Genomic DNA, 12385 nt, shown 5'->3' with positions numbered 1-12385 from the left:
CAGGGGCTACCTGGGCAGCATGTCCTGGCCGGCGGCCAGGAAGCCGGCGTGGAAGCGGGTCCTGGCGCCCAGGCGTTCGCACAGCACCTGGACGCGGCGCTGCACCGTACGCGGGCTCAACCCCAGCTGCCTGGCGATGGCGTCGTCCTTCATGCCGGCCGCCAGCAGGGCCAGGACCTCGGCGTCCGGGGCATGCGGCTCCTCCTTGAGACCCTCCGTGGACAGACTCAGCGGCACGGCGGCCCGCCACAGCGTCTCGAACAGCCCCACGAGGGCGTCCAGCAGCGCCGACGGGTGCACAACGAGGGCGCTCTCCACGGCCCGGTCCTCGTCGGAGACCAGCGGCAGGATGGCGGTCCGGGCGTCGGCGACGGCCAGTTTGACCGGCACCTGGCCGAGCCTGGCCTGCTCGCCGTCGGCGATGGCGCGGCGCGTGTGGGCCAGCATGCCGGGGTACTCGAAGGCCTGCGGACTGTAGATGCCGCGGGTGACGGGGGCTCCCCTGCGGGCGGCCCGCTGCCGGTTCTCCTGGTCGTCGCTGATGTCCACCGCGTACGGCGGATGCACCAGCACCAGCATCTCCCGGGTGGCGTTGCGTTCGAGCTGGAGGTAGCGGCGGGCCACGGCGTCGCGCCCGCTCACGACCTCCAGCACCTCCTCCGGCTGCGGCCCGCTGCGCTCGGCGACCTCGGTGGCCAGCAGCGCGGCGGCGGCGCGGCTGTGCGTGAGCTCCTCCTGGCGGCGCGCGACGAGGATGTCGATGGCGATGTTGGGCGGGGTCGCGACCACCCGCAGCGGCCTGCCCGCCACCCGCGAGATCAGGCCGAGGTCCTCCAGCCGGGGCAGCATGCGACGGATGGCGGCGGCCGACGAGCCGGTCTCGGCGGCCAGCTCGCTCAGGGTCGCGGGACCGTGCCTGAGCAGGGCCCGGTACGCCGTCTCCTCGGCGACGGTGACCCCAAGCCCTTCCAGTAAGCGCCGCTGTGCCATATCACCTCTTCCCGGCATGTCATGATCCGCAATCAGAGTATGACGTCAGGAGCCGCAAGTCTTGTTCCAAGGCGCCGCGCTCTACGGCCGTTGCGTAGCTCCGCACCGCGGGCAGGGCTGGGCCGAGTCCGTGGGGCGTCGAGGGGCAGGTGGCCGGCGCCGAGCGGTGTGCCGGGGCTGTGGCGGCGGCTGCTCGACCTGACAAAGTGGCTGATCGACGACCCGGAGGCGTTATAAGACCATTTACGGGCACTTGCTATACCTAGACTTTACGAAACTGAAAGTCTGGGGGCACACGTGCGCGTTCGAGCGTTGATGGCCGGTCTGGCCACGATGGCGGTATTGACCGGCTGCGGCGGCTTGGAGGCGCAGTTGACGAGCCCCGAGACGTCCAAGCCCGACTCGGCGTCGGTCTCGGACGCCCGCAAGAAGCTCGCCAAGCTCGCCGTCAAGGGCCGGGCGCCGAGGACGGGCTTCGACCGTGACGAGTTCGGCCCGGCCTGGGCGGACGTGGACCGCAACGGCTGCGACACCCGCAACGACATCCTCAAGCGGGACCTGACGAACGAGAAGTTCAAGTCGGGCACGCACGACTGCATCGTGCTGAGCGGCACGCTGAAGGATCCCTACAGCGGCAAGACGATCGACTTCAAGCGCGGCCAGGACACCAGCATGGACGTCCAGATCGACCACCTGATCCCGCTCTCGGACGCCTGGCAGAAGGGCGCGCAGCGGTGGTCGGAGACCAAGCGCAAGGAGTTCGCCAACGACCCCCTGAACCTCATGGCTGTGGACGGCCCGCTGAACAACCAGAAGAGCGACTCCGACGCGGCGACCTGGCTTCCGCCGCGCAAGTCGTACCGGTGCACGTACATCGCCCGGCAGGTCGACGTCAAGGCGAAGTACGAGCTCTGGGTCACCTCGGCGGAGAAGGACGCGATGGAGACGATCCTCTCGGACTGCTGACGTTTCGAGCGGGCGCTTAGTGGGCCGAGCAGGATCCCGTCGGCGCAGCGGCCATAGGAGCCGGGCGGCCGATCGTCGGCATGCCCAGCAGGACGCCCGGCGACGGCGGCCCGGCCTGGCGGGCCTCCCAGGCGTCGCCGGCCCTGGTCCGCCGGAGCGAGCGCACGGCCCCGTCCGCCACCAGGTGGTGGGGGGCCGCGTACGTCACCTCGACCGTCACCATGTCACCGGGCCGGGGCACCTCGGAACCCACCGCGAAGTGCACGAGCCGATTGTCCGCCGCCCGTCCCGAGAGCCGCCGGGTGGCGTCGTCCTTGCGCCCCTCCCCCTCGGCCACCAGCACCTCGAGCGTCCGCCCGACCTGCTTCTTGTTCTCCTCCCAGGAGATCTCCTCCTGCAGGGCGACCAGGCGCTCGTAGCGCTCCTGGACGACCTCCTTGGGCACCTGGTCCGGCATGGTGGCCGCCGGGGTGCCGGGGCGGATGGAGTACTGGAAGGTGAAGGCGTTGGCGAAGCGGCTCTGCCGGACCACGTCGAGCGTGGCCTGGAAGTCCTCCTCGGTCTCCCCCGGGAAGCCGACGATGATGTCGGTCGAGATGGCCGCGTCCGGCATGGCGGCGCGGACGCGCTCGATGATGCCGAGGTAGCGCTCGGCGCGGTACGAGCGCCGCATCGCCTTCAGGACGCGGGAAGATCCCGACTGCAGCGGCATGTGGAGCTGGTGCATGACGTTGGGCGTCTCGGCCATGGCGGCGATCACGTCGTCGGTGAATGCGGCCGGGTGCGGCGAGGTGAAGCGCACCCGCTCCAGGCCCTCGACGTCGCCGCAGGCGCGTAGCAACTTGCCGAAGGCCAGCCGGTCGCCGAACTCCACGCCGTACGTGTTGACGTTCTGGCCCAGGAGCGTGACCTCCAGGACGCCTTGATCCACCAATGTCTGGACTTCGGCCAAGATATCGCCAGGCCTGCGATCCTTCTCCTTGCCGCGCAGCGACGGCACGATGCAGAAGGTGCACGTGTTGTTGCAACCGACCGAGACGGACACCCAGGCGGCGTAGGCCGACTCGCGCTTGGTGGGCAGCGTCGAGGGGAAGACCTCCAGGGACTCCTTCAGCTCGACCTGCGCCTCGCCCTCGATGCGGGCGCGCTCCAGCAGCACCGGCAGCGAGCCGATGTTGTGCGTGCCGAACACCACGTCCACCCACGGCGCCTTGCGGACGATCTCGCCCTGGTCCTTCTGCGCCAGGCAGCCGCCCACCGCGATCTGCATGCGCGGATTGCGCGTCTTCGCGGGCCGGAGGTGTCCGAGGTTGCCGTAGAGGCGGTTGTCGGCGTTCTCCCGCACGGCGCACGTGTTGAACACGACGACATCGGCCGTCTCGCCGTCGGGCGTGGGCACGTAGCCGGCGTCCTCCAGCAGGCCGGACAGCCGTTCGGAGTCGTGCACGTTCATCTGGCACCCATATGTGCGCACTTCGTACGTGCGGGCGCCGTCCTGGGTCACAGTCATGGCATGTTCAAGGGTAGTCGTTGTCCGGCTTGCGAAGGCCGTCACCGATCTAAAATGCCTGCTTGATGGCCGGATGTGATCGGATCGGTACCGCTCGGTTAGTGACCAGCGTCTTAATGCCCTCTACCGTTTCGTTCCATGACGGAGAACGGCGACGCCACTCCACTGGTTCAGTTGGAGAACGTCAACAAGCACTTCGGGACGCTGCACGTCCTGAAGAACATCAACTTGACCGTCTCTCGTGGCGAGGTCCTGGTCGTCATCGGCCCATCAGGCGGCGGAAAGTCGACGCTGTGCCGCGCGATCAACAGGTTGGAGACGATCAACGACGGGAAGATCATATTTGACGGCCAGGTGCTGCCCGCGGAGGGCAAGGCGCTGGCCCGGCTCCGTTCCGAAGTCGGCATGGTCTTCCAGTCGTTCAACTTGTTCGCCCACAAGACCATCAGGGAGAACGTCACCCTGGGTCCGACCAAGGTGCGCGGCGTCGCGAAGGACGCCGCCAACAAGCGGGCGATGGAGCTGCTGGAGCGGGTGGGCATCGCCGCGCAGGCGGACAAATACCCGGCCCAGCTCTCCGGCGGCCAGCAGCAGCGGGTCGCGATCGCCAGGGCGCTGGCCATGGACCCGAAGATGATCCTGTTCGACGAGCCGACCTCGGCACTGGACCCCGAGATGGTGCAGGAGGTGCTCGACGTCATGATCGGACTGGCGCGTGACGGGATGACCATGATGGTCGTCACGCACGAGATGGGGTTCGCCCGCAGGGCCGCCAATCGGGTGGTCTTCATGGCAGACGGGCAGATCGTGGAGGAGAACACGCCTGACGAGTTCTTCACCAACGCGCAGACCGACCGGGCGCGTGACTTCCTTTCGAAGATCCTCACGCACTGACTATTGAGGCAGGTACACATGCACATGCGTCGAATGGGAGCGGTGCTCTCGATAGCGGCTCTGGCCGCCGGTCTGACCGCTTGCGGCGGCGGTGGCGGTGGCGGTGGCGGGAGCTACTCCACCGTGGTGGACAAGATCGCGGGAGCCAACGAAGTCGTCATCGGCACCAAGTGGGACCAGCCGAGCTTGGGCCTGAAGGCGGGCAACGAGCCCGAGGGCTTTGACGTGGACGTGGCCAAGGCCATCGTCAAGGAGCTGGCCGGCGGCAAGGACGTGAACATCACCTGGAAGGAGTCGGCCTCGTCCAACCGCGAGCCGTTCCTCCAGAACGGCACGGTCGACATCGTCTTCGCCACCTACTCCATCACCGAGGAGCGCAAGGCCAAGGTCACCTTCGGTGGCCCGTACGTCCTCGCGCACCAGGACGTCATGGTCCGCAAGGACGACACCTCGATCAACTCCCCGCAGGACCTCAAGGGCAAGAAGATCTGCAAGGCCGCGGGCTCCAACTCCTACAAGCGGATCACCGACCCGCCGCCGGACGGCGAGCTCGACATCGACGCGACGACCGTCGACGCGGCCAACTACTCCGAGTGCGTGCAGAAGCTCAACGGCAGCAACCTCGACGCCGTCACCACCGACGACCTGATCCTGGCGGGCTTCGCCAAGCAGGCCGGCGGCAACTTCAAGGTGCTCGGCCAGGGCTTCACGGACGAGAAGTACGGCATCGGCCTGAAGAAGGGCGACACCAAGACCTGTGAGGCCGTCAACACGGCGGTGAAGAAGCTGTGGGACAACGGCACCATGAAGCAGCTGCTGGACAAGTGGTTCGGCGGCATTCAGGGCCTGAAGGTGTCCACGGAGGCCCCGCCGGCCGAGGGCTGCAGCTGATCACGCCAGAGGCGGCGACCGGAAACCCGGTCGCCGCCGCTCTATGTGGTGGAGCACGATGGACGAACTAATCAAGTACGCCCCCAATCTCGCGCTGGGTTTCCTGGAGAACGTCAAGCTCTCGCTCGTAGCCGCGGTGGCCTCCCTGATCCTCGGCACGATCCTGGTGGCGATGCGGGTCTCTCCGACGCCGGTGCTGCGCGCGGCCGGCACGGTCTACGTCAACGTGGTGCGCAACACCCCGCTGACGCTGGTGCTGGCGTTCTCGGCGCTGGGCCTGAGCGACCAGCTCGGCCTGGTCTTCTCCGAGACGCCGCTGACGAACTCCTTCTGGCTCGTCGCGATGGGGCTGTCGGCCTACACCGCGGCGTTCGTGTGCGAGGCGCTGCGTTCCGGCATGAACACGGTGCCGCTCGGGCAGGCGGAAGCGGCCAGGGCGATCGGGCTGACGTTCATGCAGTCACTGACCATGATCATCCTGCCGCAGGCGTTCCGCGCCGTCATCGCGCCGCTGGGCAGCGTGATGATCGCCATGATCAAGAACACCACAGTGGCCACCGCCGGCGGGTTCCTCGCCGACGCGGCGGCCGAGATGAAGGAGACGTTCGACACGACCGGCGCGTCGATCCCGATCTTCTTGGGCATCGTCGTGGCGTTCATGGCGCTGACCATGCCTGTCGGCTTCTTCGCCGGCTGGCTGGCACGACGGCTGGCGGTGACCCGATGAGCACATCCGTCCTGTTCGACACCCCCGGCCCGCGCGCACGGGTGCGCAACGGCCTCCTCACGGTGGTCGGCGTCGTCCTGGTGGCCGGCGCGTTGTATGGCATCTGGGCCGGCTTCGACGCCAAGGGCCAGTGGGAAGGCAAGATCTGGCAGCCGTTCCTGCAGTGGTCCACGTGGGAGACCTACATCATCCCCGGGCTGAGCGGGACGCTGCGGGCCGCGGCGGTGGCCTCGGTGCTGGCGCTGGTCTTCGCTGCGGTCTTCGGCCTTGCGCGGCTCTCCGACCACAAGTGGATCCGGATCCCGGCCGGCGTGGTGATCGAGGTCTTCCGGGCCATCCCGCTGCTGCTGCTGATCTTCTTCATCTTCTACGTGGCGCCCACGGTGATGGGCGGTGGCGACTACTCGTTCATGGCCGTGGTCCTGGGCCTGACCCTCTACAACGGCTCGGTGCTGGCGGAGGTCGTCAGGGCCGGCGTCAACGCGGTGCCGAGGGGGCAGTCCGAAGCCGCGTACGCGGTGGGCATGCGCAAGAACCAGGTCATGCGGCTGGTGCTGCTGCCGCAGGCCGTCACGGCGATGATGCCGGCGATCGTCAGCCAGCTCGTGGTGCTGCTGAAGGACACCGCGCTCGGCTACATCATCGCCTACGTCGACCTGCTCAACACCGGCTTCAAGATCCTGCCCGCCGTCTTCTTCGGCTCGCTGATCCCGGCGGCGATCGTCATCGGCATCATCTACGTGCTGCTCAACATGGCACTGAGCTACCTGGCCACCTGGCTGGAGCGGCGCAGCAGGCGCAGCCGTAAGACCAGCGCGGGGCCCGTCGTGCCACCCGGCGCGGGTTCCATGGCGCTGGCGGCCGGCATGGGCGGCGCCATTACCGGGGCGGCCATATCCGATACCGGAGAGTGACCGGGCGGCGGGCGCCCAGCCCGCCGCCTGTGCACCCGTAGATCGTCAAGAAAGCCCGACATCTCGGTTCGAGCACCCGGCGGACCAGTCTCGGGCGTTGCGCCGGCGCACAAACTCGTGACCATGCTGGGGGCGACGCTCACGGGGCGGCCACGATGGTGAGCCCGGCCAAGGGGTCGAGCTCGTACCGGCGCATCGTCGGCCCGCCGCCGGACGGTGAACTGGACCCGCCGGTGGAACTGGTGCCGGCCGACAACCACTCCGACTGCGTGGGCAAACTCGCCGACGGCCGGCTCGACGCCGTGAGCACCGAGAACCTGCACAAGTGGTTCGGCAGGACGGGGCTGGAGCTGCCCGCGTCGCTGCCGCGTCCCGAAGGCTGCCCCTGATCTCCGGGGACCGCCCGCACTCTCGCCGATCTTCCGGCAGGATGCGGGTATGCCTTTCTGGCCCTCCCCCATTTCGACCAGAGACGTGGCCGGTTCGGGCGTGCGCCCCGCCTGGCCGACAGCCCACGGCGGCCGGGTGTGGTGGACCGAGGACCGTCCGGACGAAGGCGGACGTACCACAATCATGTGCCGCGCCGCCGACGGCACGTACCGTGAGCTGCTGCCGGCACCGTGGAACGCGCGCACGCGGGTCCACGAGTACGGCGGGCGGCCGTACACCGTGACCCCCGCGGGCGAGGTGGTCTTCGCCAACCTCAAGGACCAGCGCCTGTACGTGCTCGGGGATAACGGCGAGCCGAAACCCCTCACTCCGGAGGGATGCCGCTACGCCGATCTGCTCGTCCACGACGGCCAGGTGTGGTGCGTACGCGAGCGGCACGCCGAGGACGGCAAGGTCACCCGGGCGATCGTGTCGATCCCGTTGGAGAGCGGCGAGATCCGCGAATGGGCCACCGGGTGCGACTTCTATGCCTCCCCCACCGTGTCCCCCGACGGGCGGCATCTCGCCTATGTCTGCTGGAACCACCCGAGCATGCCGTGGAACGGTACCGAGCTGCGCGTCACCCCGCTCGGGAGCGGCGGCTCGTGGACGGTGAAGGGCGGCCCGGCCGAGTCCGTGCTCGCCCCTGCGTGGCGCGACGACTCCCGCCTCTACCTGATCTCCGACCGCTCGGGCTGGTGGAACCTCTACGAGGTCGGCCTGCACGGCGACGGCGCGCGGGCGCTCCACCCGGCCGAGGAGGAGTTCGCGCCACCGCCGTGGCAGCTCGGCGGGCGCCCGTACGCGGTGCTCGGCGACGGCCGGCTGGCGGTCCTGCACGGGCGCGGCGACCTGCGGCTCGGCGTGCTCGACCCGGCGTCGGGCACGCTGGCCGACCTCGACGTGCCCTACAGCGGGTGGGACGGCGCGCTGGCCGCCGACGGCGCCTCGGTGACCGGGGTCGGGTACGCCGCCACGACTCCCCGGTCGATCGTCACCGTGGACACGGCGTCGGGCACGGCGGGCCCCCTCAGGCAGGACGTCGGCCGGCTGCCCGACCCGGCCTACCTGCCCGTTCCGCGAGCGGTGCGGGTGCCCGCCCGTGAGGAGGTCCACGCCTTCCTCTATCCTCCGTACGGCCCGGCCGTCGAAGGCGGCGTCCCCCCGTACGTGATCTTCGTGCACGGCGGGCCGACCGCACACTCCGGCACCGCGCTCGACCTGGAGAAGGCGTTTCTGACCTCACGTGGCATCGGCGTGCTCGACGTCAACTACGGCGGCTCCACCGGCTACGGAAGGGCCTACCGCGAGCGGCTGAAAGGACAGTGGGGCCTGGTGGACGTGGCCGACACGATCGCCGCCGCCGAATGGCTGGCCGCCGAGGGGCTGGCCGACCCCGCCAGGATCGCGGTGCGCGGCGGCAGCGCGGGCGGCTGGACCGTGATGGCGGCCTGCTGCCGGTCCGGCGTGTTCGCGGCCGGTGTGTCGTACTACGGCGTCAGCGCCCTCGCGCCGCTCGTCGCCCACACCCACGACTTCGAATCGCGTTACGTGGAGTGGCTTGTGGGCGACTCGCGGGTGTACGCGGATCGCGAGCCCCTCGCCCTGGCCGGCGGCATCACGTGCCCCATGCTGCTCCTGCAGGGGCTCGACGATCCCGTGGTGCCTCCCGAGCAGTCCGAGGCCTTCGCCGACGCGCTGTCCGAACGCGGGGTGCCGTGTACGTACCTGGCGTTCGAGGGCGAGGCGCACGGCTTCCGCCGCGCCGAGACCCGCACCGCCGCTCTGGCCGCCGAGCTGGCCTTCTACCAGCAGATCTTCGCCTAGCGGGCGAACTCGGTGGCCCTGGACTCCCGGACCACCGTGATCCGGATCTGGCCGGGGTAGGTCAGCTCCTCCTCCACCTGCTTGGCCACGTCCCGGGCGATCACCTGGGCCTGGATGTCGTCGATCGCGTCCGGCTTCACCATGACCCGGATCTCCCGCCCGGCCTGCATGGCGAACACCTTCTCCACGCCCTCGTACGACTGCGCGATCTCCTCCAGCCGCTCCAGCCGCTTGACGTACGCCTCCAAGGACTCGCGGCGGGCGCCTGGCCGGCTGCCGCTGATCGCGTCGGCGGCCTGTGTGAGGACCGCCTCGACGGTGCGGACCTCGACCTCGTTGTGGTGCGCCTCGATGGCGTGCACCACGTCCTCCTCCTCGCCGTACCGGCGGGCGATCTCCGCCCCGATCAGCGCGTGGCTGCCCTCGACCTCGTGCGTGAGTGCCTTGCCGATGTCGTGGAGCAGCGCGCAGCGCTTCATGAGCGGCTGGTTCATCTTCAGCTCGGCGGCCATGATGCCGGCGATGTGCGCGGACTCGATGAGGTGCTTCAGGACGTTCTGCCCGTACGAGGTGCGGTAGCGCAGCTGCCCGAGCAGCAGCGTCAGCTCCGGATGCATGTCGGTGATCCCCAGCTCGACCAGGGCGTCCTCACCGGCCCGCGCGCACAGGTCCTGCACCTCCTGGCGGCTGCGGTCGTGCGCCTCCTCGATCCGCTGCGGATGGATGCGCCCGTCCAGCACCAGCTTCTCCAGCGTGAGCCGTGCCGTCTCCCGCCTGACCGGGTCGAAGCACGACAGCAGCACCGCCTCGGGCGTGTCGTCGATGATCAGATTGACACCGGTCGTGGATTCGAAGGCCCGGATGTTCCGCCCCTCACGCCCGATGATCCGGCCCTTCATCTCGTCGCCCGGCAGGTGCAGCACGCTGACGACCGACTCCGCCGTCTGCTCCGCCGCCACCCGTTGCACGGCCAGCGTCACGATCTTGGTGGCCCGCTTCTCGCCCTCCTTGCGGGCGTCCCCCTCGATCTCCCTGACGATCAGCGCGGCCTCGCGCTTGGCCTGGTTCTCGATCTCCTTGACCAGCTCGGACTTGGCCTGATCAGCGGTCAGCCCGGCCACCCGTTCCAGGATGACCCGCCGCTGCTCCTCGACCTGGAGCAGCTCCTCGCGCCGGTCCGCCAGCTCGATCTCGGTCTCGGCCAGCTTCCTGTCCCGCTCGGACTGCCGCCTGGCCTCCTCGTCCAGCCGCTGCTCCCGGTCGGCCAGCCGGGCCTCCCTGCGCTCCAGGTCGGCGCGCAGCTCCTTGAGCTCGGACTTGAGCATCCGGCTCTCCTGCTCGACCTCTTGCCGCATCTGCGTGGCGCTCTCGGCCGCCGCCTCGGACCTGCGCAGGATCTCCTCGGCGTCGGCCTCCGCCTTGTGGCGGATCTCCCGCGCCTCCTCACGCGCCTGCTCGAGCTCCTCGTTCACGGCCTGCAGCTGCTCGGGGCTCGGTTTGGCCGTCCCCTTCAGCGGGATGCCGGAGGTGCGGCGGATGACGACGAGAAGTGCGACGATCATCCCGAACGCGAGCACGAGCACCGCCACCATCAGCACCACGACCAGCGGCCCCATGTGCGCCCCGCCCTCCTCGCGTCGTCAACACCTCATAACGCGGACCCAGACAATGGGAGGGGTCACAAACGCGCGACGCTTAGCCCGTTCGGCGCCAGGATCGATCTCAGGCCAAGACTGACCGGGCGTCGACTGGTAAAGCCGACACCTCGCCCGCCTCGATCAACCAAGCTCGTTCGTCCGTCGTTCACCGGTATGGCAATCCGCGCTGCGCGGAGTAACTCCTCACTGCCGTCGAGGTTATGCGTCGAACTGGTCACGAGCAAGCAAACGCGTCATCAAGCGTGTCTTACAGGCCTGCATCTCCACATTCGGCCTAATATCCCCCATTAATGTCGGAATTGCCAGCCCTACCGAACCGTGGGACCCGATCCGACCAGGCACTACGGCCGACTGAGACGATCATCCGGTGCATGGACAAGGCAAGGCAATCCGAGCGCCAGCTCTCGCGCCCGCGGCGGGAGGGCGAACGCGACGCGAAGTTCCGCTCTCGGGGCCGGCAGGCACGAGACGCCAGCCGATCGGCCGCTGCCGTCATGGTCCAGCAGGAGAGGCCTCAGTGCTGATTCCGTGATGGCTCACGAAAGCGTCTCGCCGCTGGGGCCGGATCGGTCGTGACGGCGGCGAAGGCCGCGGCGGCAGCGTGACCCTGCGCGAGCTCTTCCGACGAGGGCGGACGGTTAGGGGAAATCGTCTTCCAGGTCGATGCCCTCCTGTTCCAGAGCCTCGCGGATGACGCGGTAGGCCAGGCCGGAGGAGTAGCCCTTGCGGGCGAGCATGCCCGCGAGGCGGCGGGTGCGGATTTGCGGGTCCAGGGATCGGGTGGCGGCAAGCTTGCGATCCACCAGCCGCCGGGCCGTCTCCGCCTCCTGGTCCGGGTCCAGGCGCTCCACTGCTTCCTTGACCGTGTCGTTGTCCACGCCCCGGTGGCGCAACTCCGCCGCCAGCGCACGTTTGGCCAGGCCACGACCGTGGTGCCGGGAGTCGACCCAGGCCTCCGCGAACGCCTCGTCGTTGATCAGACCGAGCTCGGAGAACCGGCTGAGGACCGCCTCGGAGGCCTCCTCCGGAACGTCCCGTTTCCGGAGGGCCTCGGCGAGCTGGGCGCGCGTCTTGGGCGCCATCGTGAGAAGGCGGAGGCAGATGGCCCGGGCCACCGACTCCGGGTCGGCCTCGGGACCGGCACCAGCAGGGCTGTCGGCATCCGGCCCCTCGGGCAGCCGGCCGCCACCCCGTCGGCTCTTCCCGCCTCGCCGGCCCTTCCCAGCCCGTGGTCCCTGCCCCGACCGTGAGCTCTTCCATGCCTGCCGACCACTCTCGGCCTGCTGGCCACTCTCTGCCTGTTGCCCCTCTCCGAACTGCTGGCTCGTTCCCGCCAACTCATGGGAGCTGCTTTCTGTCCACCCACCGGATCCGTCACCGGAATGCTCGCCGGGACGATCGCCGGAGCGGCGTTTTCGGCCCGGTCGTTTCCTACTGGCGTCCGGCTCCTCGTCCGCGAACCAGCTGCTGCCGGCCAGCACCTCGGAGTGCCACCCGTCACCACCGTAGCCACCTTCACCGGCGGAGGCCTGGACACCGGCGCGAGCGCTGTCTCCGGAGCGCCGCCCAACGGATGAGC

At 69.2% G+C, this 12385-nt stretch carries 11 protein-coding genes; 7 read left to right on the top strand and 4 right to left on the bottom strand.

Annotation, left to right across the window (positions count from 1 at the left end):
- Positions 1–6: 6 nt before the first annotated feature.
- Complete coding sequence (locus ACIBX3_RS48635) at positions 7–990, bottom strand: helix-turn-helix domain-containing protein (protein ID WP_397127518.1); 984 nt, start codon at positions 988–990, stop codon at positions 7–9.
- Positions 991–1287: 297 nt separating this feature from the next.
- On the opposite strand from ACIBX3_RS48635, the gene ACIBX3_RS48630 reads away from it, so the two are divergent.
- A complete protein-coding gene (locus ACIBX3_RS48630) occupies positions 1288–1956 on the top strand; it encodes an HNH endonuclease family protein (protein WP_397127517.1) in 669 nt (222 codons plus the stop codon).
- 16 nt (positions 1957–1972) lie between these two features.
- Here the strand turns inward: ACIBX3_RS48630 and miaB are convergent, their stop codons facing one another.
- Positions 1973–3466, bottom strand: coding sequence for a tRNA (N6-isopentenyl adenosine(37)-C2)-methylthiotransferase MiaB (miaB, locus tag ACIBX3_RS48625; RefSeq protein ID WP_397127516.1), 1494 nt, complete (start codon positions 3464–3466; stop codon positions 1973–1975).
- 138 nt (positions 3467–3604) lie between these two features.
- On the opposite strand from miaB, the gene ACIBX3_RS48620 reads away from it, so the two are divergent.
- From ACIBX3_RS48620 to ACIBX3_RS48595, 6 genes are all read left to right on the top strand, one after another.
- A complete protein-coding gene (locus tag ACIBX3_RS48620) occupies positions 3605–4360 on the top strand; it encodes an amino acid ABC transporter ATP-binding protein (protein ID WP_397127515.1) in 756 nt (251 codons plus the stop codon).
- Positions 4361–4378: 18 nt separating this feature from the next.
- A complete protein-coding gene (locus ACIBX3_RS48615; protein ID WP_397127514.1) occupies positions 4379–5251 on the top strand; it encodes a glutamate ABC transporter substrate-binding protein in 873 nt (290 codons plus the stop codon).
- Positions 5252–5309: 58 nt separating this feature from the next.
- Positions 5310–5978 carry an amino acid ABC transporter permease gene (locus ACIBX3_RS48610; protein ID WP_397127513.1) on the top strand — a complete coding sequence of 223 codons (669 nt, stop codon included), beginning with the start codon at positions 5310–5312 and terminating at the stop codon, positions 5976–5978.
- Positions 5975–6892: an amino acid ABC transporter permease gene (locus tag ACIBX3_RS48605; protein ID WP_397127512.1), complete on the top strand. Its 918-nt coding sequence runs from the start codon at positions 5975–5977 to the stop codon at positions 6890–6892. The genes ACIBX3_RS48610 and ACIBX3_RS48605 overlap by 4 nt, the downstream gene beginning before the upstream one ends.
- A 155-nt stretch (positions 6893–7047) precedes the next feature.
- Positions 7048–7281, top strand: a complete 234-nt coding sequence (locus tag ACIBX3_RS48600) for a hypothetical protein (protein WP_397127511.1) — start codon at positions 7048–7050, stop codon at positions 7279–7281.
- Positions 7282–7330: 49 nt separating this feature from the next.
- On the top strand, positions 7331–9148 hold the full coding sequence (locus ACIBX3_RS48595) for a S9 family peptidase (RefSeq protein ID WP_397127510.1): 1818 nt from the start codon (positions 7331–7333) through the stop codon (positions 9146–9148).
- On the opposite strand, the gene rny is transcribed toward ACIBX3_RS48595, so the two are convergent.
- Entirely contained in the window at positions 9145–10764 is a 1620-nt protein-coding gene (gene rny, locus ACIBX3_RS48590) for a ribonuclease Y (RefSeq protein ID WP_397127509.1), read from the bottom strand. The genes ACIBX3_RS48595 and rny overlap by 4 nt on opposite strands.
- A gap of 680 nt (positions 10765–11444) precedes the next feature.
- On the bottom strand, positions 11445–12287 hold the full coding sequence (recX, locus tag ACIBX3_RS48585; RefSeq protein WP_397127602.1) for a recombination regulator RecX: 843 nt from the start codon (positions 12285–12287) through the stop codon (positions 11445–11447).
- Between the last annotated feature and the right edge of the window lie 98 nt (positions 12288–12385).

The organism is Nonomuraea sp. NPDC049480 (genome assembly GCF_044465905.1).
Lineage (GTDB): Bacteria > Actinomycetota > Actinomycetes > Streptosporangiales > Streptosporangiaceae > Nonomuraea.
Note: the sequence above shows the minus strand (reverse complement) of the source record. Positions and strands in the feature narration are given on the sequence as shown.

Coding starts and splice junctions, on each gene's coding strand:
- rny (WP_397127509.1), bottom strand. CDS start 10,764: ATGGGGCCGCTGGTCGTGGTGCTGATGGTGGCGGTGCTCGTGCTCGCG.
- ACIBX3_RS48595 (WP_397127510.1), top strand. CDS start 7,331: ATGCCTTTCTGGCCCTCCCCCATTTCGACCAGAGACGTGGCCGGTTCG.
- miaB (WP_397127516.1), bottom strand. CDS start 3,466: ATGACTGTGACCCAGGACGGCGCCCGCACGTACGAAGTGCGCACATAT.
- ACIBX3_RS48600 (WP_397127511.1), top strand. CDS start 7,048: ATGGTGAGCCCGGCCAAGGGGTCGAGCTCGTACCGGCGCATCGTCGGC.
- ACIBX3_RS48605 (WP_397127512.1), top strand. CDS start 5,975: ATGAGCACATCCGTCCTGTTCGACACCCCCGGCCCGCGCGCACGGGTG.
- ACIBX3_RS48610 (WP_397127513.1), top strand. CDS start 5,310: ATGGACGAACTAATCAAGTACGCCCCCAATCTCGCGCTGGGTTTCCTG.
- ACIBX3_RS48620 (WP_397127515.1), top strand. CDS start 3,605: ATGACGGAGAACGGCGACGCCACTCCACTGGTTCAGTTGGAGAACGTC.
- ACIBX3_RS48615 (WP_397127514.1), top strand. CDS start 4,379: ATGCACATGCGTCGAATGGGAGCGGTGCTCTCGATAGCGGCTCTGGCC.
- ACIBX3_RS48635 (WP_397127518.1), bottom strand. CDS start 990: ATGGCACAGCGGCGCTTACTGGAAGGGCTTGGGGTCACCGTCGCCGAG.